This is a genomic window from Pseudomonas sp. Irchel 3A5 (assembly GCF_900187575.1).
Lineage (GTDB): Bacteria > Pseudomonadota > Gammaproteobacteria > Pseudomonadales > Pseudomonadaceae > Aquipseudomonas > Aquipseudomonas folii.
Genome location: NZ_FYDU01000014.1, coordinates 129,733 through 154,719 on the forward strand (window position 1 = coordinate 129,733; position 24,987 = coordinate 154,719).

General features: G+C 55.7%; 23 protein-coding genes. 15 read left to right on the forward strand and 8 right to left on the reverse strand.

From position 1 onward, the window contains the following. Positions 1-240: 240 nt before the first annotated feature. Positions 241-1,599, forward strand: a complete 1,359-nt coding sequence (locus CKW31_RS22090) for an iron-containing redox enzyme family protein (protein ID WP_095100103.1) — start codon at positions 241-243, stop codon at positions 1,597-1,599. Then, positions 1,599-2,585, forward strand: coding sequence for a class I SAM-dependent methyltransferase (locus tag CKW31_RS22095; protein WP_095100106.1), 987 nt, complete (start codon positions 1,599-1,601; stop codon positions 2,583-2,585). The genes CKW31_RS22090 and CKW31_RS22095 overlap by 1 nt, the downstream gene beginning before the upstream one ends. A gap of 684 nt (positions 2,586-3,269) precedes the next feature. Here the strand turns inward: CKW31_RS22095 and CKW31_RS22100 are convergent. Then, positions 3,270-4,337, reverse strand: a complete 1,068-nt coding sequence (locus CKW31_RS22100) for a LacI family DNA-binding transcriptional regulator (protein WP_095100109.1) — start codon at positions 4,335-4,337, stop codon at positions 3,270-3,272. A gap of 210 nt (positions 4,338-4,547) precedes the next feature. On the opposite strand from CKW31_RS22100, the gene CKW31_RS22105 reads away from it, so the two are divergent. Both CKW31_RS22105 and CKW31_RS22110 read left to right on the forward strand, forming a co-directional pair. After that, the gene (locus CKW31_RS22105) at positions 4,548-5,879 is read left to right on the forward strand and encodes an MFS transporter (RefSeq protein ID WP_095100113.1); all 1,332 of its coding nucleotides are present in this window, start codon (positions 4,548-4,550) and stop codon (positions 5,877-5,879) included. Then, positions 5,876-8,260, forward strand: coding sequence for a TIM-barrel domain-containing protein (locus CKW31_RS22110; RefSeq protein WP_095100117.1), 2,385 nt, complete (start codon positions 5,876-5,878; stop codon positions 8,258-8,260). The genes CKW31_RS22105 and CKW31_RS22110 overlap by 4 nt, the downstream gene beginning before the upstream one ends. 131 nt (positions 8,261-8,391) lie before the next feature. Here the strand turns inward: CKW31_RS22110 and CKW31_RS22115 are convergent, their stop codons facing one another. Both CKW31_RS22115 and CKW31_RS22120 read right to left on the reverse strand, forming a co-directional pair. Beyond that, positions 8,392-8,832 carry a hypothetical protein gene (locus CKW31_RS22115; RefSeq protein WP_095100120.1) on the reverse strand — a complete coding sequence of 147 codons (441 nt, stop codon included), beginning with the start codon at positions 8,830-8,832 and terminating at the stop codon, positions 8,392-8,394. 445 nt (positions 8,833-9,277) lie between these two features. Next, a complete protein-coding gene (locus CKW31_RS22120) occupies positions 9,278-9,871 on the reverse strand; it encodes a LysE family translocator (RefSeq protein ID WP_095100121.1) in 594 nt (197 codons plus the stop codon). A gap of 95 nt (positions 9,872-9,966) precedes the next feature. On the opposite strand from CKW31_RS22120, the gene CKW31_RS22125 reads away from it, so the two are divergent. Beyond that, the gene (locus CKW31_RS22125; protein WP_176469946.1) at positions 9,967-10,581 is read left to right on the forward strand and encodes a LysR family transcriptional regulator; all 615 of its coding nucleotides are present in this window, start codon (positions 9,967-9,969) and stop codon (positions 10,579-10,581) included. A gap of 294 nt (positions 10,582-10,875) precedes the next feature. Here the strand turns inward: CKW31_RS22125 and CKW31_RS29895 are convergent, their stop codons facing one another. Then, positions 10,876-14,295 (reverse strand): PAS domain S-box protein, encoded by a 3,420-nt coding sequence (locus tag CKW31_RS29895; protein WP_256582695.1) that lies wholly within the window; start codon positions 14,293-14,295, stop codon positions 10,876-10,878. Positions 14,296-14,513: 218 nt separating this feature from the next. Continuing rightward, positions 14,514-15,077 (reverse strand): type 1 glutamine amidotransferase domain-containing protein, encoded by a 564-nt coding sequence (locus tag CKW31_RS22155; RefSeq protein WP_095100130.1) that lies wholly within the window; start codon positions 15,075-15,077, stop codon positions 14,514-14,516. A gap of 257 nt (positions 15,078-15,334) precedes the next feature. On the opposite strand from CKW31_RS22155, the gene CKW31_RS22160 reads away from it, so the two are divergent. Then, positions 15,335-16,132, forward strand: a complete 798-nt coding sequence (locus CKW31_RS22160) for a hypothetical protein (RefSeq protein WP_095100133.1) — start codon at positions 15,335-15,337, stop codon at positions 16,130-16,132. Positions 16,133-16,156: 24 nt separating this feature from the next. On the opposite strand, the gene CKW31_RS22165 is transcribed toward CKW31_RS22160, so the two are convergent. Both CKW31_RS22165 and CKW31_RS22170 read right to left on the reverse strand, forming a co-directional pair. Then, positions 16,157-17,401: a DUF4303 domain-containing protein gene (locus tag CKW31_RS22165; RefSeq protein WP_176469948.1), complete on the reverse strand. Its 1,245-nt coding sequence runs from the start codon at positions 17,399-17,401 to the stop codon at positions 16,157-16,159. A gap of 28 nt (positions 17,402-17,429) precedes the next feature. Beyond that, the gene (locus CKW31_RS22170; RefSeq protein WP_095100138.1) at positions 17,430-17,783 is read right to left on the reverse strand and encodes a hypothetical protein; all 354 of its coding nucleotides are present in this window, start codon (positions 17,781-17,783) and stop codon (positions 17,430-17,432) included. Here CKW31_RS22170 and CKW31_RS29900 point away from each other — a divergent pair. Both CKW31_RS29900 and CKW31_RS22175 read left to right on the forward strand, forming a co-directional pair. Further along, complete coding sequence (locus tag CKW31_RS29900) at positions 17,773-17,940, forward strand: hypothetical protein (protein WP_176469949.1); 168 nt, start codon at positions 17,773-17,775, stop codon at positions 17,938-17,940. The two genes, CKW31_RS22170 and CKW31_RS29900, sit on opposite strands and share 11 nt — an antisense overlap. Positions 17,941-18,075: 135 nt before the next feature. Further along, positions 18,076-18,369, forward strand: a complete 294-nt coding sequence (locus CKW31_RS22175) for a hypothetical protein (RefSeq protein WP_095100140.1) — start codon at positions 18,076-18,078, stop codon at positions 18,367-18,369. A 579-nt stretch (positions 18,370-18,948) separates the two neighbouring features. Here CKW31_RS22175 and CKW31_RS22180 read toward each other — a convergent pair. After that, the gene (locus tag CKW31_RS22180) at positions 18,949-19,104 is read right to left on the reverse strand and encodes a hypothetical protein (protein ID WP_080238097.1); all 156 of its coding nucleotides are present in this window, start codon (positions 19,102-19,104) and stop codon (positions 18,949-18,951) included. A 511-nt stretch (positions 19,105-19,615) separates the two neighbouring features. Here CKW31_RS22180 and CKW31_RS22185 point away from each other — a divergent pair. The 7 genes from CKW31_RS22185 (at position 19,616) to CKW31_RS22220 (ending at position 24,912) form a co-directional block, all read left to right on the forward strand. Then, on the forward strand, positions 19,616-19,975 hold the full coding sequence (locus CKW31_RS22185) for a hypothetical protein (protein WP_141230175.1): 360 nt from the start codon (positions 19,616-19,618) through the stop codon (positions 19,973-19,975). A gap of 197 nt (positions 19,976-20,172) precedes the next feature. Further along, complete coding sequence (locus CKW31_RS22190; RefSeq protein WP_095100146.1) at positions 20,173-20,943, forward strand: SDR family NAD(P)-dependent oxidoreductase; 771 nt, start codon at positions 20,173-20,175, stop codon at positions 20,941-20,943. Positions 20,944-20,986: 43 nt separating this feature from the next. Further along, complete coding sequence (locus CKW31_RS22195; protein WP_095100149.1) at positions 20,987-21,706, forward strand: hypothetical protein; 720 nt, start codon at positions 20,987-20,989, stop codon at positions 21,704-21,706. Positions 21,707-21,943: 237 nt separating this feature from the next. Continuing rightward, positions 21,944-23,125, forward strand: a complete 1,182-nt coding sequence (locus CKW31_RS22200; RefSeq protein WP_095100152.1) for an FAD-dependent monooxygenase — start codon at positions 21,944-21,946, stop codon at positions 23,123-23,125. Positions 23,126-23,227: 102 nt separating this feature from the next. Then, positions 23,228-23,923: a hypothetical protein gene (locus CKW31_RS22210; protein ID WP_256582693.1), complete on the forward strand. Its 696-nt coding sequence runs from the start codon at positions 23,228-23,230 to the stop codon at positions 23,921-23,923. Positions 23,924-24,083: 160 nt separating this feature from the next. After that, entirely contained in the window at positions 24,084-24,473 is a 390-nt protein-coding gene (locus tag CKW31_RS22215) for a hypothetical protein (protein ID WP_095100158.1), read from the forward strand. A 124-nt stretch (positions 24,474-24,597) separates the two neighbouring features. Beyond that, positions 24,598-24,912, forward strand: a complete 315-nt coding sequence (locus CKW31_RS22220; protein ID WP_095100160.1) for a hypothetical protein — start codon at positions 24,598-24,600, stop codon at positions 24,910-24,912. Positions 24,913-24,987 lie beyond the last annotated feature (75 nt).

Sequence of the window (24,987 nt, forward strand, 5' to 3'; positions counted from 1 at the left end):
TCTTACTGAAATATCCTTTGTGTAGGAGCCAACTTGTTGGCGAGGCAGCGTGTCAGTCATTACGTCTCGCGAACAAGTTCGCTCCTACCAAGGACGGGGTATGCCAGATTTATAGCTGATCAACAGTCCTCCCCCTCACCCCAAAAACACACCACCCGTCCTGCTCTTTACACATTCTTGGAATTTATCCGGGAGCCCCCGCCTCAGACCTACATACCAAGAACATTTGTAGGCTGCCTTATGAACTCTCTGCGCAATTTTGCTGATCGCCTGAACCCGGCAATGCATTCAGATGCGGATGCCAGAACCCTCTACCACCAGCTGTTGAGCGATCCCCAGCAGGTGGATACCCGTACGCTTCGCCAGTTTCTCGAAGTCCACCTTCACGAAGCCCGGCAATGCTCGGTGGATCTTCCTGAAAATCTCAGCGACATGCCCGCGTGGATGGAGGGCAAGGCCAGTGTCGTCGCCAGTGCGTACAGAGAGTATCTCGAAGGGCGACATGCCGGAGCTGGCAGACAGTTCTTCGGAAACAAGGCTCACGCCCTTTATTTTCTGCGCCAGGTAGCGCCCACCAAGCTCGTGGACGGGGCCTGGCTGTATGCAGCGATAAAACACACGGACGATTGGCGCTATCACGGCCTGATCCGTACTTATCTGGAAGAACTGGGAGACGGCGATCCCGCGCTGAACCATGTGGTTCTGTACCGCAAGCTTCTGGCCGATCACGACTGCGCGCCGACTGAACCACTGGAAGACGTGCTGTACGTACAAGGCGCGATTCAGCTCGCACTCGCACAACTGGGCGACGAGTATCTGCCAGAGCTGCTCGGGTACAACCTCGGCTACGAACAGCTTCCGTTGCACTTGTTGATTACGTCGTTCGAACTCAACGAGCTGGAAATCGATCCGTACTATTTCACGCTGCACGTCACCATCGACAACGCCAGTAATGGGCACGCTCACAAAGCGGTACAAACCGTTCTTGACCTGTTGCCGACCGACGACACCCGGGATGAATTCATTGAGCGGCTGCGCGCTGGCTATGCCCTGAATGAACTGGGTACCGGCACGAAAGAAGTCATCGCCAGCTTTGATCTGGAGAACGAAGTCGTGGCCATGCTGGAACGCAAGCGTTCCTTTGGTCAGTACATGCACTCCGATTATTGCCGCCTGGACGGACTGACCATCAATCAATGGCTTGGCGAGCCCGGACGTAGCCGAGCGTTCCTCACCGTTCTTGAAAACAAAGGCTGGATTAAACGCAATCAGGACCCGACCCAAAGTCGCTTCTGGCAACTGATCGACGGCCCGGGAGCGGTGATGTTTGGCGTGTTCAGCGGTTATGAAATGCAACTGCTGCGGGACTGGATTGCTGGGGATTGGGCTGACGAAAGTGCATCGGCCAACAGCAATCCGTTTCGCGCACGGTTCCGACGTCGGGCGACTCCCGCCTCGGTATCAACAAAGCAGCCCAAGGCCAACGGTTCAACTGAACGACTGATCAGCCTGCTGTCTCCTTCTCAACATTCAACGCCTGATGGGCTGATTGCCACCCGGGCATACTCCAGTCAACTTGCTCAAGGATCTTTAGCGTGATGGACCACACCACTGCATCGTCGTCGTTTACGGACGCCACCAATATTGAAGAGCAGACCCATGATCTGGCACTTGTCCAACTGGGTCGCCGACTCCAGGCCGACGAGTACAAATTCGTTACCGTGACGCCGCTGACCCATCAGCGTAATAACGAGCGCGAGCAAAACCGCAAGGCGCGTGACCTGCGCGATATCTTTGGCTGGAACCGGCCGTTTGAAACGCAACTGCTGCCAGAGGCGGAAATTAAAGCGCTATTGGCCAGCGGGATCATCCGCGCACATGCTGGTTTGTTGCTCAGCGAGGTGCGCTGGTCGAGCTTGCAGGACCTGCTTTTCGTGCACTCAGGTTTCCCGACCATTTCAAACGATGCTGTCTTTTTCGGTCCCGACACCTACCGCTTCGCCCAAGCCATTGAAGAGCATCTGAGAACCTCGATGCACCCCGTGCGAACGGCAGCAGATATTGGTTGTGGTAGCGGTATGGGAGCCATCCTCATCGCCAAATCCAGACCCCACGCGCAGGTGCTGGCACTGGACATCAACCCGACGGCTCTGCGGTTTACTGCGGTTAACGCTTCGCTGGCCGAAATCGAGAACGTGCACGCCTGGCACAGTGATTTGCTGGAAAGCACTTCCGGCGAGTTCGACCTTATCGTCGCCAACCCGCCCTACATGCAGGACAGCCAGAAACGAGCCTATCGCCATGGTGGCGGACGCTTGGGTTCAGAGCTTTCGGTGCGCATCGTTGAGCAAGCGATGGACCGGCTGGCGCTGGGCGGTAGCCTGCTGCTTTACACCGGCACGCCGTGGGTCGATGGGGTGGATCTGTTCCTGGAGCACGCCCTGCTGTTGATTGATCGCCCAGGTTTCGCGTGGTCATACCGCGAGATGGACCCGGATGTATTCGGTGAGGAACTGGAGACCGAAAACTACGCTCAGGCAGAACGAATTGCTGCAGTGGTGTTGACGGTTACCCGGACGGCGTGACCGATCCTGGCAAGACGGAGATTGTTGCGTGGGGCCGGATTCATCCGGGAAGGCGTCGTTCCTGATCACGCAAATGTTGTGAATGTAACGGCCTCTCGCGAATGAATTCGCTCCTACCGGTTGGGCGTGGCCTCGGGTTCGCGATGAGTCCGTGGACCTGACTTATCCGGGAAGGCGGTGTTCCTGATTACGCAATCTTGTGAATGTACCGGCCTCTCGCGAATGAATTCGCTCCTACCGGTTGGGCGTGGCCTCGGGTTCGCGATGGGTCCGTGGACCTGACTTATCCGGGAAGGCTGTGTTCCTGATTACGCAAATCCTGTGAATGTACCGGCCTCTCGCGAATGAATTCGCTCCTACCGGTTGGGCGTGGCCTCGGGTTCGCGATGAGTCCGTGGACCTGACTTATCCGGGAAGGCGGTGTTCCTGATTACGCAAATGCTGTGAATGTACCGGCCCCTCGCGAATGAATTCGCTCCTACCGGTTGGGCGTGGCCTCGGGCTTGTGATGGACTGGTGGGACCGGATTTATCCGGGAAGGCGACGTTCCTGATCACGCAAATGTTGTGAATGTAACGGCCTCTCGCGAATGAATTCGCTCCTACCGATTGGGCGTGGCCTCGGGTTCGTGATGAGCCCGTGGGACCGGATTTATCCGGGAAGGCGGCGTTTCTGATGAGCCGCTCAATCATAAATAATCTTCTGGTAGACCGGGGTTTGCTTAGCACTGTGTTTGATACGCCGCACCGAGCTGCCGGTGATCAGTTGCCCGCCCAGAAGAAGATTGCCACAAGGCGATCGCGGTTCGAAGAGGCGCTGTCTTAATACCCTGATTGCTTCCGCACCCAACTCATCGCGAGGAACGTGGAGTGTAGTGAGAGGTATGTCGTTGATGTCAGCCAGATTGAAGCCATCCATGCTCATGACCGAAACGTCCTGAGGCACCTTCAAGCCCGCACTCTGTAGAGCTTTAACAGCACCGGCTGCCATGAAGTCGCCACCGGCAAGAATCGCGGTAGGTCTGTCATCGGGTGCGCAATCGGCGATAAATGCCGCCACCCGCGCTTCCGCCTCGGCACTGCCGAAGCCCTCAGTAATGATCTGATGGTTCGCGTCGACAAACTCGAGATTTTGCTCCTTCCAGGCATCGCGAATGCCGCGCATGCGCAGGTCCATCGTGTAGCGCCTGAGGCACTGCAACGTCAGTACGTTTCGATGGCCCATCTGAAACAGATAATTGATCGCAAATTGACCGATCAATAAGTGGTCGGGCGATATGGAAGGCAGGCGCATGCTGCGATCAATGCAGTTGATCAGCACGGCAGGCTTACTGAGATCAGCTGCAAGTTGGTGAATATGTGGATCATCAATCCCGATCAAAATCGCCGCATCGGTTTCTTTCTGATTCATCTTCTCCAGAAACAGCAATGCGTCGCTGTCGACTTCCTCAAGTTCGCAATAACGAACTCGAACATCATGCTGTGCAACCGCCTGCGTGATGCCTTGGATAACCTTGTAGTAGAAGATATCCGAGCGGACATTGAAGGCACGCGAGGGTGCAAAGATGGTCAGCCCGTTAAGCAAAAAACGGCCATTGGCGAGGTCTTCCATTACTCCACGCTGACGCGCCACCGCCAGCACTTTCTGCCTCGCCGCTGCGCTGGTATTTGATTTACCGGCAAGCACTCGGGAAACCGTCGCGATCGACAATCCCGTCTGCGAAGCGATCTCGGTAATGCGCAACTTTCCCACCGCGACTGATCCATTGAGACAATTTATGTAAAAGCTTTCATATCAGAAAAAGGCCAAAAGTCCTAGCGTGCTTTGATATCAGCCAATCAACCCGCCATGAAAATGTAAATTTATACATCATTAATTCTGTACGGGGCACAAGCTGTTGCCCTAGCGTAGAGCCTCAAATAAAAACAAAACGCCGGAAAATCCGGCACAGGCGAAGAATTGATGACCATCGATATCGACCGCAATGCTCGACTTTCGGCCAAGCGAAAATTCATCCCGCACCTGCGTTGGTGGATGCTCTCTCTGTTTCTACTGGGCGTCACCGTCAACTACATCACCCGCAATTCACTGGGCATATTGGCTCCGGAACTGAAATCCACGTTTAGTATGTCGACTGAACAATACTCGTGGGTGGTTGCCGCTTTTCAACTGGCTTACACCCTCTTCCAACCGATATGCGGATGGTTGATCGATGTTATTGGGTTAAAACTCGGCTTCGTGGTGTGTGCCGTCATATGGTCGGTGATGTGCCTTTTGCATGCCGGCGCAGCGAGCTGGGTACATCTGGCGATCCTGCGCTTCTTCATGGGTGCCTCGGAGGCTGCCGCCACACCCGCGAATGCCAAAGCAATCGGCGACTGGTTCCCCAAAAAGGAACGGCCTATCGCTGCAGGCTGGGCTGGTGTCGGCTTCTCATTGGGGGCCATGTTAGCGCCGCCCATCATCTATCTCGCCCACGTATCGCTGGGCTGGCAGGGGGCATTTTTAATTTCCGGTGGCATCGGTCTGGTGTGGGCCGCCCTCTGGGCCTGGCTTTACCATGCTCCCGCCATCCACCCTCGCCTTTCGCCCTCTGAACGTGAACACATTCAACAGGACGGCGAAAAAACCGGCCAGCAAATGCCGTTTTTCAAAGCGCTGAAAAAGATCGGTCGGGACAAGCGGTTTTACGGTATCGCCCTCCCCGCCTTTATGGCCGAACCTGCCTGGGCAGTCATGAGTTTCTGGGTGCCGCTGTACCTGGCCAGCGAACGAGGCATGGACCTCAAGCAAATCGTCCTGTTTGCCTGGGTGCCCTTTCTGGCAGCGGACCTGGGCAGTATCGCCAGCGGTTATCTATCCCGCGCCTACCTCCGAATATTCAAATGCACGCGGGTCAACTCAATCGTTGCGAGTTCGATCACGGGCGCGTTTCTGATGTTTTCATTAGCCGTCATGACTCAAGTGAAAGACCCCTATGTGGCGATCGCGCTGATTTCAGTCGGTGGTTTTGGTCATCAGATTATCTCCTGCATGTTGAGCGCACTGGTGGTGGAGACCTTTGATCGGGACGAATTGGCGACGGTTAACGGCATGCGGGGTTCTTGCGCCTGGATTGCCAGCTTTATCTTCTCGCTGATCATCGGGGTCAGCGTCGACAAAATAGGCTTCAACCCACTATTCATCGCCATGGGGCTCTTCGATTTTATAGGGGCAATTTTCATGATTATGTTTATCGCGGACCGTAGCCAATCCAAACCCAAACCCAAATCTGAAGTGGTGCACCCACAATGAAATCACTCAAAACCTGGAAGTTGCACGCTCAGCAACAAGGCTATGTCGAGCTGCTGGTCGAGGGCCGACACGTGTTCCGCATCTATATGCTCGAAGACGGTTTGGCCCGTGTCCTGCTGATGCGCGAAGGCTCATTGGCACTGGATAGAACCTGGAGCATTGCGCCGAAAGAAGATGTCGCCTGGGAGGGACGCTCTCGCGACTCTGTAGCCGATTTTTCCTTGCCCGCGTATCAGGTCGAAGCGCTTCAGGACCGACTGATCATCACCACCCAGACACTGCGCGTCACCGTGCATCAGCCGCTGTGGTTGCAGTGGGAGTTCCACGACGGACTGGCCTGGAAGCCACTGGTTTCGGATCGCCCCACCGGTGCCTATTCGCTCAACGCCCATGGTGATGGTGTGGAGCATTTCCAGTTGCGCGCACCTGAACACCGCTACTATGGCCTCGGCGAAAAAACCGGCGATTTGAACCGCACCGGCAGACGTTTCGAAATGCGCAATCTTGACGCCATGGGCTACAACGCGGCGAGCACCGACCCGCTTTATAAACACATTCCCTTCGTCATTACCCATCAGCAAGACGCAAGCTTCGGGATGTTTTACGACAACCTGAACACCAGCCTCTTTGATCTGGGCAACGAGCTGGATAATTACCACCGTCCCTATCGCCGCTACAAAGCGGATGCGGGGGATCTCGACTATTGGGTCCTCGCAGGCCCCCGCGTACTCGACGTGACCAAGGCCTTCGTCCGCCTGACCGGACGCACATTGTTCCTGCCTAAATGGAGTCTGGGCTACAGCGGCTCAACCATGCATTACACCGATGCCGACAACGCTCAAGAACAGCTACTTGGATTTCTGGATCTCTGCCGTCAGCACGAGATTCCTTGTGACTCATTTCAGCTGTCGTCCGGGTATACATCGATTGGTGACAAACGCTATGTGTTCAACTGGAATTACGACAAAGTCCCGGCACCAAAGGCGCTGGCGCAAGCGTACCGTAATGCTGGCGTCAGACTGATTGCCAACATAAAACCGTGTCTGCTGCAGGACCATCCACGCTACTCCGAAGTGGCCGAGCAGAGGCTGTTTGTGACCGACTCGGAGTACGACCAGCCAGAACGGTCGGTTTTCTGGGACGACGAGGGTTCGCACCTGGACTTCACCAATCCGGAGGCGATTCGCTGGTGGCAGTCAAACGTCACCTCACAGCTTCTGGAAATGGGCATTGATTGCACGTGGAACGACAACAACGAGTATGAGGTGTGGGACGGCGAGGCACGTTGCCAGGGTTTTGGCCGCGAGATAGCGATCAAACATATCCGGCCGGTCATGGCGCTGTTGATGATGAGAGCCTCGCTAGAGGCGCAGCAGCGATTTGCTCCGTCAGAGCGCCCTTACCTTATCTCTCGCTCGGGTTGTGCCGGGATGCAACGCTACGTTCAGACCTGGAGTGGCGACAACCGGACCAACTGGAACACCATCCGCTACAACACCCGTATGGGTCTGGGCATGAGTCTGTCGGGGTTGTACAACGTAGGGCACGATGTCGGCGGGTTCTCTGGCAATAAACCAGATCCCGAGCTGTTTGTTCGCTGGGTGCAGAATGGCGTGATGCACCCCCGTTTCACGATCCATTCCTGGAACGAAGACGGCACTGTAAACGAGCCATGGATGCATCCCTCGGTAACTGATGCGATCCGGGACGCCATCCGCCTCAGATACCGGTTGATGCCTTATTTCTATACCTTGCTGTGGCAGGCGAGTCACGAAGACGAGCCCATCCTGCGGCCAACCTTTCTGGACCACGAGCACGACCCGCAGACGTTCGAAGAGAACGACGAGTTCCTGCTGGGCCGGGACATACTGGTTGCCAGTGTCGTGGAGCAAGGTGCACGCCAGCGCGAGGTGTGGCTACCCATGAATGAGACGGGCTGGTGCGACTGGCACACCGGTGACTGGTACGAAAGTGGCCAATACGTGTCTCTCGATGCGCCGCTGGAGTGCTTGCCATTGCTGGTACGTGGAGGCGCTGCCATCCCCGTCGGTGAATGCCATCAGCTTAACGACTCATCCCTTGATCGGCATCGCGAGCTGGTGATTTTCCCTGCACCTTCAGGCTCCGTCAGCGGGGTTTTGTTCGAAGATGACGGCATTAGTCATGGGTGGAAAAACGGCAGCCGCCTGATGATCAACTGGACCCTTGAATATGGCCCCGATTTCATCGATTTGCAGATCGCTAAAACAGGGAGTTTTCGTCCAGCGTGGGAGCAGCTTGAGGTGTCGCTGAAGGTTGCGGATGCAAGAACTTTGAGGATCAATGGCAATAGCCGAACTACTTTAGGATTGGCCGAAATTCCGGATCACGAACTTCATTGATCCGCTGAGATACTGCCCTCTCGATCCAGGAGGGCGGACTCAAATGGAATGTTCAAGACTTTCTTATCGTTGCATGACCTTCCCGCAATGAATGCCGACTCGCGAGAAAATCTATCGCTCAAACAAACTGATCAGCGATTGTTCTGAACCACGTTGAAATAATCGCTTCGGCGCAATCGCAAACTGTAGACCCATACCACAACCAGAAGAAGTGCCTGCCCGGCTGATGGCAGCACATATATGACCCTGTTGAACATGCCTGAATGTCGATAAAAAATCTCCGGCATCATGACGGGGGCCAGGAACACACCGAAGAACAGGGCCACCAACAGATACCCTGATGATTTTTTGCTACGAGCCCACAACAGCACACTACCCACCATCAACAAGATGAAGATCATCACAACCGGAAACAGCTGGTAGATGGGAAAATCGCCAAACCACGCACTTTCCCAACCCTCGGTCACCAACCAGTAAGCGATCTTGAACGCAATAAAAAAGCAGTAGAGAACGGCGACAGCAACCAGAATTGGCCGCTGGGTTCTTCGTGCCGGTTGCTCGGTAAGGTCCATCTTATTGATCCTGATAATGCGAGGGGCACCCATTATGAAACGACATTACGGTTTTGAAAATCCAAAACAGCGATTGCGTACCAGACGCAGGCTGTGAATCCCTCTCGTCTTGAGGTCTGTTCTGGCATATCTGATATGGACGAGCAGCATATGCTTAACGCGACGCTAACGGCCCAGGCTGGCACTTAACGCCTGACAAAGAAGTTATCTACCCGGAAAGCAGCAACGAACGCAAAACCCTCTACTTCGAAGAGCGCTAGAGAGGCTCCGATTACAACCGTTCACACCAGGACCCTGGGTAATACGGCATGGCGATCATTCAGGACGAACGCATTCGTAGACTCCAGCTCAAGAAAATACCAATGTATGAATTGATCACTTTTCTGAGTGAGCTTGCTCGCGATGCGGGCTGTCATTAACACCCGATTGCCATACAGGACAAAGCTTAAAGCCAGATCGGCACAACAGACGCAACCAGCAACGCCCCCAAAGCCCCATTCAAGACTCGCCACTGACGCTCACTCTCCAGCAACCTTGACAGGGCCAACCCAGCAAAGCACCACAACGCCAGCGACCCCATCGAAAACACCCCAAATATCAAACCCAGCAACAGCGCCAGCGACCCCGCTCCTTGGGTCAGTGAAGCAAACGAAGCAGCAGCACTGAACGTCATCGCCCAAGCCTTGGGGTTTTGCCAAAGCAGCCAGATGCCCGCAAGAAAACTCCCAGGCCTTTCACTAGTCCCTGCTGTGCCAGGCTTACCCCGCCGCGCGACCTGCCAAGCAAGCCAGAGTAGATAAAGCGAGCCAACCAGTTTCATTGCCAATTGCAACGAGGGTGCAGCCAACACAAGACCACCCAAACCGCCCGCCGCTGCTACAGCCATCGTAGCCAAACCAAACGATATTCCGCATAGCAACGGAAGCGAGCGCACCCAGCCAAAGTTTGCACCAGATGCCGTCGCCAACGTGGTCGCACCACCCGGGCTAATAGTGGCGACCAACACAAAGAGTAAAAGCGGCAATAGAGGTTCGAACATAACGAGTCTTCCTGGAGGGTCTCGACTTAATACCGAGTTGCCGACTAGCATGGAAGCTAATGTTTCTAATCCATTGCATTACGAGTGCTTATGCCATGCGTGCTCTAGACCTTGTGCTCCTGCGCAGCTTCGTCGTAGTTGCCGAACAACGCAGCATGACCGCCGCAGCTCAACTGCTGCACGTCACCCAAGGCGCCGTCAGCCAACAGATCAGAAGGCTCGAAGAAGTGCTTGGCGCAGCACTACTCATCCGCGACCGACGCGGCATCCGCCTCGCACCTACGGGAGAGCGCCTGTTCATCAAAGCCCAGCAAATGCTCGCGCTTAACCAGCAGATCTGGGCCGACGTAAACAGCGGTGCCATACAGGACCAAGTACGCTTGGGCATGCCTTACGACCTGGCAGGTGCCTGGATTGCGCCGGCGCTCAAATCGTTTATCGAAGCCCATCCCCAAGTGGAACTGTCCTTGAAATGCGGCGCGTCAACAGACCTGAAAACCGAAGTCGACAACGGCTCACTGGATCTGGCGATCATCGAAGAAACCGTCGCCGACGCTAGTGGCGAATGCCTGTCGATCGAACGTCTTGTCTGGGTCGGCGCCAGCGGAGGAACCGCCTTTCTTAAAACGCCATTAGCGGTATCTCTGGTTGCGGATACCTGTGCGTTTCGCGAGCCAGTAATTGCAGCACTCCGGCAGCAGGAACGGTAATGGAAGATGGTGTTTGAAAGCGGGAGTCTTGAGACTACTGTGGCGATGGTTAACAGTGATTTGGCGGTGTCGGTATGGTTGAAGTCTGCGGTGCCACCGGGCTTGGAGATTTTACCGATGGAGGCGCGGCTGCCAGAACTACCGGGGTTTGTGATTTCGCTGCTCCGACCCAAAGGGACTGCGAGTGCCGCAGTTGAGGAGCTTGTTCGTTGTGTTCACGGGCGAGTCCGATCTGGGTGACAGGAGCCTGGGGCTGAATGCAAAACCCGATTGACCCAAGCCCCTTTGGAGGTTTCAGGATTCGCCGCCGAGTCGAGACAGGCTTGCCGCAAGTTCGTCCTTGCGGAACGGTTTGGAAAGTCTCGGAATATCGGCATCAAGCCCCTCACGTTCGGCATAACCCGAGACCAGAAGAATCGCAGTTCCAGGCCGGGAAGTACGGACCAGTCTGGCCAGATCGGTGCCACTGATGCCTGGCATCAGGTGGTCCGTGACGAGCAGGTTGAATGGCTGTCCGGCGTCGAGTAATTGCAAAGCCTCCTCGCCTGATGCGGCCTCAATCACGCGATAGCCCAGGTCCGCCAGCATGTATGAAGTGCTTGCGCGTACCAGTTCTTCATCGTCGACCAACAGCGCAACGCCGCGCACCGATTGTCGCTCCGGCGCCTCGACGATGCGCAAGGCTGCTGCCGGTATGGTCATACTGCGCGGTAGCCAAAGCTCAACGTTCGTTCCAAGGCCGGGCAAGCTCTGAATCGTGAGCGCGCCGTTCAACTGGGATGCCAGTCCATGCACCATCGAGAGGCCGAGACCCGTTCCTTTGCCGACGCCTTTCGTCGAAAAGAACGGCTCCACAGCGCGGGCGAGCGTCGCCGCGTCCATCCCCGTGCCGGTGTCTGCAACAGACAGGCAAAGATATTCGCCAGTCGGAAGCCTCGAGCGGTGGCCGGCACTGACCCACTCAGTGCTTGCAGATATCCGCATCGTGCCACCCTCAAGCATCGCATCGCGCGCGTTTACGGAGAGGTTCAGGAGCGCCATTTCGAGCTGGTTCGGATCCGCCATCGCTGCTGGCAGATTCTCCGGAGCATCGACGACGACCTTGATTTGCGGACCCGTGGTGCTGGCCACAAGATCGCCCATGTCGCTGACCAGCTTCGAAACGTCCACTGGAACCGCCTGCAACGGTTGACGACGCGCGAAGGCAAGCAACCGCTGCACGAGTGTTTTCGCACGATCCGCTGATTGCAGGGCACCTGAAATCAGCCGCTGTTCTCGCTCGCCGCCTACGGCTCTTCGCTGAAGCATGTCGAGAGTGCCAACGATCGGGGTGAGCAGGTTGTTGAAGTCGTGAGCTACGCCGCCGGTAAGCTGCCCCATTGCTTCCATCTTCTGACTCTGGCGCAACGCTTGCTGGACTTCTTCCCGTTCGGCGATGGCCTGGGAGATCCTCGCTTCGAGCGTCGCATTGAGCTCTCGCAACTCCTCCTCGGCCGCCTTGCGGGCGGTCACATCAACCACGGTGCCGGTAAAGCGCAGGCAGCGGTCGGCCGCATCAAATACCGCCCGGCCCTTGGCCGCTACCCAGCGAACAATGCCATCCTCGCAACCAATGGTGCGGTAGTCCACTTCGTAGAGGGCACGGCGCTCAGGGTCGACGGCTGCTGCGAAGGCCTCGCTCGTTGCTTCCCGGTCATCGGGATGCAAGCCGTCATAGAAGTTCTGCAACGTGACCGGCACATCAGCGGAGATGCCGAACATGGCCTTGGTCTGTGGCGGCCAGATGAGCGTGTCATGAACCAGGTCCACGTCCCAGAAGCCAATATCAGCATTTTCCACGGCAAGTCGCAGTCGCTCCTCGCTTTCGCGCAGGCGCATCTCGGCGCCCACCCGTTCGACATGCGCCCAGCAACGCTCGACGACTTCCCTGACCAGGGATATTTCGGACAGCTGCCAGTCCCGAGGCTGATCTTGATGAACCGCCATCATTGCCGTCAGTCGGCCGTCCTTCACAAGCGGACAGCAAATGATTGCGTCGATGCCGATGGCTCGAAAGGTCTCAAGGCCTTCACCGCGGCCAAGCTCTGCGACGACGTCACGTATGATCAACGTGCAACCCGCACGCATGTCATCCGCAGCCCGAGGCCCAAAAAGGTCGAGGCTATAGGCGCCAACCGAACTCTGAATACCGGGCGCATTGTAGTCGCTGCGAATCCAGAACCGGTCGTGGTCGATGTCCACATCCGCATAGGCGCAGCGCGATACGTTGAGCTTGCGGCCGAGCAATTCGGTCGCGGCAAGCATCGCGTCTTCGGCATGCTGGATATTAAAAAGCCGGTTGTCGAGTTCATCGAAGAAGCGCAATCGCGACGCGCTCTCTTGCAACGCCGCCTCCGCCTGGTGCTCGGCCGTACGGTCGCGGAAGATTTTCACAAAGCCGCCATGGTCCATGGCGAGGGGCATCATCAATCCCGATCCCCAGAAGCGCGTACCGTTTTTGCGAACGTGCCAGCGTTCATTGACGGCACGCCCCTGCTCCCCGGCAACTTTGAGTTCATTGTGGAACACCCGCCCGGCCTGATCGGTGTCTGTGTAGAAAAAGTCGCCATTGCGACCCTCTACCTCCTCGGCGTCGTAGCCGACCACACGCTGGGCACCGATATTCCAGCTCGATATCGTCCCGTGCGCGTCGAAGGTGATAATCGCGAAGTCCTCTGCACCTTCAACGATCTGGCAGTATCGCGCCTCACTGACCCGAATCGCAGCCTTCGCCCGGGCACGGTGCACGACGATCCCCACTGTCTGGACAACGAAGTCAACGATCTGAATATCCGACGACAGCGGCTGACGCGACTCATGGTGATACATGACAAAAGCGCCGAGCTCATTGCCCTGCGCCGAGCGTATAGGGAATGACCAGCAGGCGTGCAGGCCATGTTCGATGGCCTTCTCCCGGAATCCGGCCCACAACGGGTCGTTCGCGATGTCGGACGTAAGCACTGGCTCGCTCCGAAACGCCGGAGTGCCGAAAGAACCCGGGTTGCGGCCGACAATGACGTCTTCTACGGCGTCATTGTAGGCGTCGGGAAGGCTTGGGCCTGCGCAATGCTGCAACTGCTGCCCTTTCTCATCCAGAAGCAGGATGCTTCCCAGGAAACGGGATGTGGACAACGCTTCCACCTCGCGAACGATCGCATCCAGTGCGACGTTGAGAGGCGTCTCTTCGACGGCCAGTTTCAAAATACGGTTCTGTGCATCGCCCAACGCAGCAGCGCGATTGCGTGCCTGGGTGAGGCGCGCATTCTCAATGGCAATCGTCGCCAGGCGCGCCAGACTTTCCAGCCTTTTGATCGTATCGGGATCGTGGTCGCGAACATCCGACCAGTAAGCGCCAAGCGCCGCGACCGAAACAGGTTGGCCTATAGGCACCATCACCATGCTGCGGACGAAAGTTGGTGAATAGGCGTCCTGAGGGATGCGCGGATCGAGCCGGACGTCACGGATGGCGACCGTCTCGCTGTGATGCATGACCCACCCCGAAATGCAGTGGTCCACCGGGAAAGTGAGACCTTGCCAAAGCGGTGACACTGCATCTTCCGCGACATAAGAACAGCGTCCGTCATGTTCAATGACGACCGCAACGCCTTCCGCTCCGACAGCGGCACGCGCCGTGTCGCGAAGCACGGCGACGACCTCTTCTACAGACCGCGCCATCACCAGTCGTTCACTGGCGTCCAGCACATGTGACAAGCGCTCATCGACGCCTGGAACTACCGGAACAGATGGCAAACGGATCTCCCAACGACGGCCGCAAAATCTATGTTCCACGGACGGGATTAAAATGAATGATGCTAAAGAGACACTATATAGACCATCCCGTCTCGTCGTGCAGAAATGCGACCATCGAGCATCTCGCTAACGTACTTCCAGTCTTATGCCCCGGTAAGCGCAGCCGCGATAGCCTCGTTGAAGGCCGGGATATCATCCGGAGTACGTGAAGTGATCAAGGTCCATCCATTGGCTTGGCATTGCTTGACCTCGGCATCAACCCACCCTGCCGCACCGGCATTTTCCAGATCGAGCTTGACGCTAGGGTATGAAGTGAGGGTCTTGCCAGCGATCACACCAGCGTTGATCAGCAACCACGGCCCGTGGCAAATCGCAGCGATGACCTTACCCGCATCCGCGAATTCCTTGACCAGACGCTGAGCATTCTCATCCAGTCGCAGCGTATCAGCATTGACCGTGCCGCCTGGAATCACCAGCGCATCAAAATCCGACGCCTTCAGCCCGGCCAGCGCAGTCTGCGACTCGACAGTGCGATCTTTCTCGGTGTCTTGAACAAATGTCTGGGCAGTACCGCCTTCACTCGAGCCATGGGTGACCGAAGCACCCTGAGCTTTGAGCGCTTCCAGCGGTTTAATCAGTTCGTCCCGCTCGATCCCCGTGTTGGAGGTGATGAACAATACGTTTTTACCTGCCAGTTGGTTACTCATAATGGTCACTCCGTCCTCTTATCAAGGTAATGAAATTGAGGCGTGCGGGTGGTGATTCATCCGACGCGTTGAAGATGGGAGGCCAGAGCGGTTTTGAAAGTTCAGCTGGATTTATATTGGTGTGATTGGGCGGGCGAAGCTTGAAGACAAAGTCCCGGTTAACTGTGCGGCGTGTGGTGTGGTTTTCGACACGCACATTGACCAGCGTCCAAACCTGCGCAACGATCTGGTACTACTCACTGCCGAGGCAATGAACGTTGAATCATAAAAAATTACTGGGCTATCTGCCTGACGATCTGGTTGAGCCGATCACCCATGACGTTGCGCGGGTGACTGCATGGGAGATGCTTGGCCCTGAAAAAATCCCCCATGAGCTACTGACTGCCCAGGTGCTCAAGAAGGTGTTCCTGCGTTGGGATTGTGTGTTGCAGGGCCCTCGTGATGAGGCCGGCCCACACTACAAAGACCTGGTGGGCCTGACGATGGCGGCCGTGCTTCATCGTCATGGATTTCACGACGAGGCATTGACCCAAGCTGCGCTGGAGGCGGTCGACAGGCTTAATGAGCAGGTCGTGCTGAGCGATACCTTCGAACGTAACAGCGATGCCATCAAGGCGCTGCTGACTTCGCCACCGACACCCTTGGTACGACGCCCGTCGTTCGACAAAGACGTCACGTTCTTGCGAGAGGGCGACGTCCTGTCAGTACAGATCGGCGAATGGTTTTATGCGATCTACGTCCATAGCATCCTGGGTAATCACGAAGCCCCGGTGGTCGAGATTTACGATTTCGCCTCACGCCAGCGGCCAGGGCCTGAAGACCTCCGGCAATGCAAGGCCAAAGGGCAGCGCTACAATGACGGCACGATGCGTATCGCACAGCACGCGCCTTATGGGCTGCGGGATGTGCCGGACAGGGCCAGGCAGTTTCAGATCATCGCCAGCGGCTTGCCCGCGCCCCGTGTTGATCATTTACAACCGTCGATTGGTTTGTTCGCCGTAAGCGACCCGTTCACCCTCCTGGAAGATATCCAGCGCGCCTTCGGTCACGATTGAAAGCTCCCAGATTGAACAGCTCCCTTAGCGTTGCATCGCCTCCAGGCCAACGCCCGCGACGTAACGCACCTGCTCATCGGTATCCTGTGTTGCCCGACGTAGCGCCTCGATGGCCCGACGCGCGTCGTCGGGCAGCAAGCCACGGTTATTCAATCCACTCACCGCATGACGACGAATAGCAACGTGGGGTGAATCCAGTCCGCGCAAGGCTTCGGTGACATCAGCAGTAGTGGTATCGATTTGGTGGTAGAACTCTTCAAATTTCTCTTCAACCGCAGCCCGAACCTCAGGACGTTGATCAAGCAGACGCTCAAGGGGCCTGTAATCCAGCACCGGTGGCTGCACGCTCCGCCAGCGGAAACCGTCAAGATTAGCGCAAATCCCCGCGACTGCGACGTCGGGCGCTTGCTGCATAAGCCAGTCAAAATCCTCAAGGTAACCCAAGGCCGTCGCGCACCAGTTGCGGGTCGGTTGCTCAGGGGCTTCAATTGCCTGTCGGCGCAGGGCCTGGATCACGGGCTCATCAGCAATGCCGGCCAGCCCGAGAATTCGCGCGGCAGCGGTAGGTTCTTTATGCCTGTTGAGCTCCTCGATAAGCGCTGCCTGTGCGGGACGGCCGTTGGCAATCAACCACGGCTCTGCGTCTTCCCCGGAAACACCATCAAAACAATGTAAGCGGCTGACGTAAAACGCGGCCTGCTCGGCGAGCGGCAAGGCAGCGACTTCGCGCAGCTGGTTTTCAATGGCCAGTTCGACAGGGAAATTCTCCTCGAACTGCTGGCGCGTCATGCTGCGCTTGGCCAAGGCGGTATAGCCACCAAAGTCATGAAAAATCACCACGAAGCCGGGCGTCACACCAGGGTGCCCACTGAAATGGCGGCCCAGCGCCCTGGCGGCACGGCTGACCGTGACCAGAAAGCGTCGCTCCGCCGCTTGCCATTCGCGCGGACGAAGCCAATTGGCATAGGCTTGCAGCTCATCATCAAGCGGCTTGAACTGCTCAGTCGCGCAGATTTCCCAATCCCAGCGCCAGTCCGCCGGGTTCCACTTCACCGAACTGAAGCTTTCATCGTCGTCATCAGGGAAGTCTTCGCTGAGCGCCTGCAGGCTGTTTGCCCCAAAGCTGGGCAGCGACAGAACGCCTTCTTCTTCCCGGTAGCTGGCATGAAACGCTGCGGCGTACACAGGGCTGCCGCCTTCATCGAGCAGCGTTTGCAATGTTTGTCTGGCGGCGTCGAACAGCGCCTGTTCCAGAGCTTTCCAATTCATCATTCAGGTCCTTGCTGACAAAGTGAGTTCAGCCCAGCAGGTCGAGCATGCCCTCAAGGGTGCTTTCCAGACGGGCTAATTCGATATGCGTGCCATCGCCATATTCGGCGGTACGCAGCGCACATTCAATAATCACCGCGAGCCCCAGAGGTGCTCGATGGCCGGGGTATTTGCGCAGCCTGAGTTCGACCCGGGTCGGGCTTAGCCAAGTGCTGCGGTCTGCTGACCACAGAGGATCCTTGAAGCCAAACACCACGTCGCCGTTTTGGGTATCGATGATTTGCGGCGGGAACAGCCAGTGCGAGTTGCCCGCTTCCCACGGGGTCGCCTGGACTTGATAGCGACCGTCGGGAGACAGGGACAGTATTTCAATGTCGCTCATGAGTGTGCTCCTGCAACTGTGCCTGAGTGACTGGAATCACGGCGCGCCGAACATCATCGTCCAGTACATGCCGGCTTCGCTGTTCGATTTCGAGGGAGTGCTGGTATTGATTGAGCTGACCAAAAACGTTAATAGAATCAAGGTCTGTGGCCGGTAGGCTTACCTTGGAGCTTGAGTTGTCTCTTTGTTCATCAACACATTCGACGCTCCTTTCGGCCAGAAGTGGACCTTCGATTTCAAAGGCAAGCATCTGCCGTAGTAGGATGCAGCTTTAAGCAAACGTAGCCTCGTCATGGATGTTAAAGCGCTCGAACAAAGCAACGTCTTATCGATCACAGTGGATCAGGCCCATCGATATTTCGAGATGGTTGTTAGCGCGGACGACGAGACCAAATACAAGCTGATGGCATGGAACGCCGACGGCAATGAGCTAACCATCCGGCTTGGCGCTCTTCATGTTAACAATTCGAGGGTACTTGGAGAGCTTGAAGGGATAAACATTGTTGAGAACGTTCTATTCCTTGAGGGGGATTTTGGGGATATGGCTATCCATGCGACTACGGTTTTGGTCGAAAAGCTGATGTGACTATTTCGCGAGAGGCCCGTTTTGGCGGAATGCAGCTCTCCGTCTGCGAAAGCACTTGTCCTGACACACGCCAGCCTTTGGCAGTTTGTAGCAAACAACACGTAACCATCTCAGCTTCCCCAGATCCCGTGGGACCGGATTCATCCGGGAAGGCGGCATTAAAAGCGACGATGATGTGGCGGATGTACCGGCCTCTTCCCGGATAAATGCGGTCCCACAGGTCTGAACGGCCGCAAGATCTCTTATAAAAAATCACGTATTAACAGCGGTTTCTTAGTCGCAAACGTCGACTCATAAATAGCGTCATCCCACGCACCACGAGCGAGGAATGCATTTGCGCTGAAGGCTCGGGCTTTGCCCAGTTGATTTAGAGAAGCGCTTTCCATAGGTCAGTCTAAAAAGCAGACATTGCGACAGATCGACACCGGCCACCGTACGACTGACAGACACCAAGCCTGCCAATCTCCGGTGAATCCGAAGCATTAGTGCGCTGACACGCAGCGTCCAATGCTTCGACAGCGATAGCTAACTTCAGCCTGCGCCGTCAATTGCAGCTACCACGTCAGATGAGTGTCAGGCTCAAGCCTGCTCATCCTGTTCGTCTTCATCATGCTTGAGCGCAGGCTTCATACCTGGCTGAGGTGCGTGCTCGGCATTCGGCGCGATTTCTTCGCCGTGATTCTTTTTCTCTTGCTGAACTTTTTTGTCGTGGGCAACGTTACGTGGGTCGGTCATGGGGTTTCCTTGATTGGGCAAATGATTCAAATACCCATCGACGCGAAAAGCTGAATCTGAGCGCCCGGGCAAGATTTGGAGTTCGCTGGGGATAGAGCGTTCAGTGCAATTCAACCCCGTAACTGCCGAGCAATGCCAAGAGAGCAAAGATCAAATCAGTGCCACACCGTCCCAAGGTCTTTAAAGATTGCAGAAACCTTAACGCTTTATTCCGCGAGCAAGTTTTCTGCAATCCAGTTGCAAATCATCCAGGTATGGACTGATGCTCGCCAGTTCCATTAGATCCAGAAGCCCTGCGGAGGCTGTCCTGATCGGCCGCCACTCGTCATGATCAAATATAAGTCGATCGTGACAGTGGAAAGCAGCCTCGGTAAGGCTATTGCATCGCTCCCAAATGTCTCGCAGTCGTGTATTGATCTGCGCCGGTAACGCGCTGCCACAGATTGAAAGAAAGTCCTTCAACGGAAGTATCATCAGTGTGCAGCTACCCAACAGAGAGCAGGGAATCAAAATGGCTGAATACCGTTACACGAGCGCGGACAGATTGAGTCAGCTCAAGACGCTGGAGTCAGCGCTGACCGAACTGATACGGGTCATTAACTCCACACCGGCGATGACTTACGTTGACGATTATCGTCTGGCGCTGGCGAAGACCGTTGAGCTTCAAAAGGAGGGCTTTAACCAAAATCAACTGTCAGCCTTGGCACGAGGCATACCGGATGTTTTCAATCGACATAAGGAATGGATACCTCCCATGCATCAGATTGAGACGGGCGAATGGGTTGAGCACGAATGGTGGAAGTTGCTTGATGAAAAATTACAACCTGTCCTGAGTCTTGCCAAAACGTTGAAAACGCTCGGGTACTACTAATTACCCAGACAACAATGTGGATTTATTCGCTTCCGATTTTGATGGCTTCGTTTTTATACCCGCTCGCGGCCAGAATCATTGATAGCACTTCCTCTGCAATCAGCCGCTTTCGATGGGCCTCCTCAACCGCGCCCTGAACGTCATGCCTTGTTCCGAAGTCATAAACAATACTTCAGTCATGCTCCTCAAGGTGCCTTATGAGTTTGATACCCGAACTGAACAGCGAAGCTCATGTGCTGATATGCGGAGCCAGTCGAGGTATCGGCCTGGCACTGTGCGCGGCCTTGCTTGCTCGCGATGATGTGACTCAGATATGGGCCGTAGCGCGAAAAGCCAGCTCCTCCAAAGAACTGGCAAGGCTTGCGGAGCAATATGGCGACCGTCTGCAACGAGTCGACTGCGACGCGCGTAATGAGCAATCTCTCGAAGCCCTCGTGAGCGAGACGCTTGAAGGATGTGATCACCTGCACCTTGTCATCAGTGCGCTGGGCATTCTTCATCAGGACGGCGCAAAACCAGAAAAGGGTCTGGCACAACTGACCCTCGCGGGTATGCAAGCGAGCTTTGCGACCAACACGTTTGCGCCAATCCTGCTGCTTAAACACCTGCTCCCGTTATTGCGCAAACAACCCTCTACCTTCGCGGCGCTCTCCGCCAGGGTTGGCTCGATTGGCGATAACCGATTGGGTGGCTGGTACAGTTACAGAGCCAGCAAAGCGGCGCTCAACCAATTGCTGCACACGGCCAGTATCGAACTGAAACGCCTGAACCCTGCCTCTACTGTTCTGGCAATACACCCAGGCACGACTGACACGGATCTGTCCAAGCCCTTTCAGGCGAACGTACCTGACGGCCAACTGTTCGAGCCGGCTTTCTCGGCGGATCGTATTATCGAGTTGGTAGGCGCACATGGACCGTCCGACAGCGGGACCTTTTGGGCGTGGAACGACCAACCCATTGTCTGGTGAATTTTTTCACTCACAATCCAAGACTATGAAGACCTGGCGACATATGAATTTGGCCCACGAAGGCATCCGAGAGTTTCTTATTAATGGCGTCGTTGTGGGTGATCTTCCTTTACCCACGCACTATGCCCAATTGGATCGTCTTGATGATTTTCAGGCTGGCTTCCGGACCCACGGGAATACCGGCGAAAGCCTGGTATCCGACACTGAAGGCGAATGGAATCCCGACTGGTATGTCCTCGCGCTGACCGGGCTGGATGATCCGGTTTTTATTGCAGCGACCGAAGCTTCAAGGGGCTATCCCGTCTATACCGCAGTCCACGGCGCAGGCCGGTGGGACGCGATACAGATAGCGTCGAGCCTCGTGGCTTTTCGCCGTTTGCTGGAAGCATTGGCAGAAGTGAAGGATGACACCGTCGAATTCAATCGCTTGATCATGGCCGAGATCGGCTCTGGGAATCGGTACTGGCGTGAAGTCATCGATGCGCGTCAGGAAGCAGAGCTGCTGGAGCAATCCACACCCGAAATCAGTGCCTATGATCCGGCTGATTTTGAAAGCGGCGACTTGATCGTTACTGCCTTTGGTCCTCATAAGCTCAAGGTCATTCAGTTGATCAGCAAAGCGGGCAAATTGTCATTGAAGGAAGCACTGGCACTTGCCGACGCGCCTGAATTCAAGGCAGGAAGAGGCAAAAGACTTCAACTGCGCCAATTGCGCGACCATCTGGAGGCCTTGGGCGCAACAGTGGAGTTTCGGCCCGATTGACAGCTAAGCGTATTCCCGACTCGCGCACGTCCATCGGCCGTCAACGTCATTTAGCTTTCGAAGAATGGGATCGAGCGATGTACGTATTTGTGGTCAGGATGTATCGGGAACACGATTGCCCTTGCACGTCCTTATAAGCGCTCATTCGTTCAGTATTACCTCAGCCAGTCGCGACTAATGGCTCGTCGTTGAGCTAAAACCAGATACGACCCTACAAACCGTTACGGAGAAAGCCAGATGTCACGCCGCATACTCATCACAGGAGCCAGTATCGCAGGCTGCGCCACCGCTTGGTGGCTGGCCCGGCAGAACTGCGATGTCACGGTCGTCGAGCAGGCGCCAGCCTTTCGGGACGGTGGGCAAAATGTAGATGTCCGGGGTCCGGCCCGGGAGGTGCTGCGCCTTATGGGGCTTGAGCAAGCGGTTAGAGATCACAATACTGGCGAGCGTGGAATAGCGTGGGTCGACGACCAAAACAAGACCATGGCTCGTATTGACCTGGCGGATATGGAAGGAGACGGCCCTACCGCCGAGCTGGAGATATTGCGCGGCGATCTGGCCCGTATTCTTTACGAAGCATCATTGCCTCACACCGAGTATCGCTTTGGGGAGCGCATCACTGCTGTTGTGCAGGATGAGAAGGGAGCGATTGTCAGGTTCGAGGGCGGCACCGAGGAACGCTTTGATCTGGTTATCGTAGCCGAAGGCGTTGGCTCAAACACCCGCGATATGGTGTTCCCCGGGGAGAACACACCACGCTGGATGGATCTGGCGACTGCATTCTTCACCGTGCCACGCGCCTTGACTGATAGCGAGACCGCACGTTGGTATAACGCTCTCGGCGGTCGAAGCGCAGGCGTTCGCCCCGACAATTGTGGTACCACCCGCGCCTTCTTCAACATTCAGGGGCAACGACACCTGGCAACCGTCAGGACTATCGCCCAGCAGAAGGCTTTTCTGAAGACGCATTTCCAAGATGCGGGATGGGAAGTGCCACGCTTGCTTTCGGGCATGGAGGCAGCCGACGACTTCTGGTTCGACGATCTGCGCCAGGTAAAGATGAAGCGATGGTCGGCTGGTCATGTGGTTCTCACCGGCGACGCTGCCTGGTGTGTCACCCCACTGGGAGGGGTTGGTGCTTCGCTGGCCCTTGTAGGTGCATACGTGCTGGCTGGCGAACTCTCGAAAAACGATAGTCATTCTGCTGCGTTTGCAGCTTACGAAAGCATCCTGCGACCCGTTGTCGAAAAGTCGCAGAGCATCCCAAAGATCGTCCCCCGCCTGACCCACCCTCGCAGCCGCGTGGGGATCACTTTGCTCCGTGCCGTGCAGCGGATTGTTGCAAGTCCTGTTATTAGCAAGCGTGCAGCGAAATCGCTTACTCCAGCTCTACAATCGTTCAAACTCCCGCGCTATTAGCCGCACTCAGAGTTTTTCCTGTGCATGCAAAAACACTCTTCACTGGCTGCATTGGGTCGATTCTGTTGAAAAAGTCGGCCATGGTTTCCTCAGCAAAAAAGTATGCGTCCGAGATTGAAATTTTCACTTTCGGCAGAAGCTTCCGGACTCAGATTTCACGTAGCAGCGTGCAAAAAAGGCGTTTCACCAGTCAATGGTCAGGCCGTTTTGGGCGGACCGACTTTTTCAACAGAATCGGCCAAAAGCGCCCTGTCGCGATCAGAAACGTTTGACGACAACACGTCCCTCTCGCACTCTGCTTTACCCCTTTCGCTCACCAGGCTCCCCATGACACTCCCGACCGTAGTGCTGCTCGACTCCTGGCCACAGCCGGGTACATCGCCCGAACCCGTGGTGTTCGCCACGGACACACAGCTGTGTTTACGGTACTGCACCGATGGGGAGGACATAGTTGTGATTCATTTCCCCTTGGTAAAAAAAATCCAGTTCGGCTGGCCAAACGACGAGGCTTTGGGCGGCCATCCACTTATTGGACTTGGCCTCAAGCATTACCAGATTCATCGAATAGATAATTCGCCCTGGCTGGCAGAGCTTGAGCAGAGAAACGCCATTCATCCGCGACACGATAAGCAACTGTTTGTAGAACATGCCATCCATTATGTCTTTACGTTTCAGGACTCAACTTTGGAATGCATCGTAACTGAGGAGCCGTTCTGGCATCCAAAGGTACAAGTCTTTACTTCGGAGCAGGAGGCAAGGGATGGCTGGCGCAAACTGATAAATGAAGTGGGAACATGAACTCAACAGTCAGGAGCGGATGACCGCTCTCGGTTGGAAGTAGCCATCCGTGAGGCAGCAATCGGCCAATAGCAGACAAAGGACGGAAAATAAGCTGTCCGTTATTCCTACGCGTACGACAGAATGTGACCTTCCCTTATACTCTTAGGCCTTGCACTCCATGGACGACAGTCGTTTCACCCCGCAGCAGGTGGCGTCGCGATCTGGTAATGCTCAGCTGGATAAGGATGTAAGGCAATGGCTAGTGGGCCTGCCAATCGCTGAGAGACTCGATTTTTTAAAGCAACTTTGGCCACTGAACTTCCGGTATTCACTCAGACTGCTCCAAGCAGCACAGCTACCGAGGCAAGAAAACGAATACATGTTCAGGCACTGGCTGCGTGTTGGCCATCACAATACGGCGCAGGAACTCATCAAGCGGTTACAGCCGGTTCTTGGGGAAAGAAAATTCTGGCAGATTGCTTCACAAGAGACGCTTTCACCGACTATGCGCGAATTCATGAATTACTACAGCCTCGGACGCCTGAACTCGCAACCCGAAGGAAAATAAACCTTTAGCCTTCTAGAAAATCTGTTTTCGGCGCCCCGGATACTACGGCCATTAGTGGCGACTGTTATCCGCTGGGTTGATTTATGCTCTTGGTGATAGGCAACCATCAGCAATCGGGGGGAAGATGAACGAAGAGTTCAGCTATGTCTGGCTATTGCCGCTTCTTGAGAAACCTTTCGAAACGGCTGCACTCGATTTGCCAGATGCGGTAAGCGCTCTTAGCAAAAAATATAAGCGACCTGCCGACATTGCGTTGCAGCCGCTGGTGATCACAGCCTTGACGTCGCATTCCGAATATTGGTCAGGACTGGCGCTTAAATGGCTGGAGGATGGCTTTCCTTTAGACATTGCGCTGACCGCGATCTTGGCTCAGTGCACCGAGGACAAAACGCTGTCTCAGTCCCGCCGTCATAGAGCACATAGACTTGTTAGCCGGTAAAAATCATGGGACTGAATCCTATGTCTGGCTGTTACCGGCCGAGGCTGTGTAAAAACGTTTTCGAGTGCGACCGGT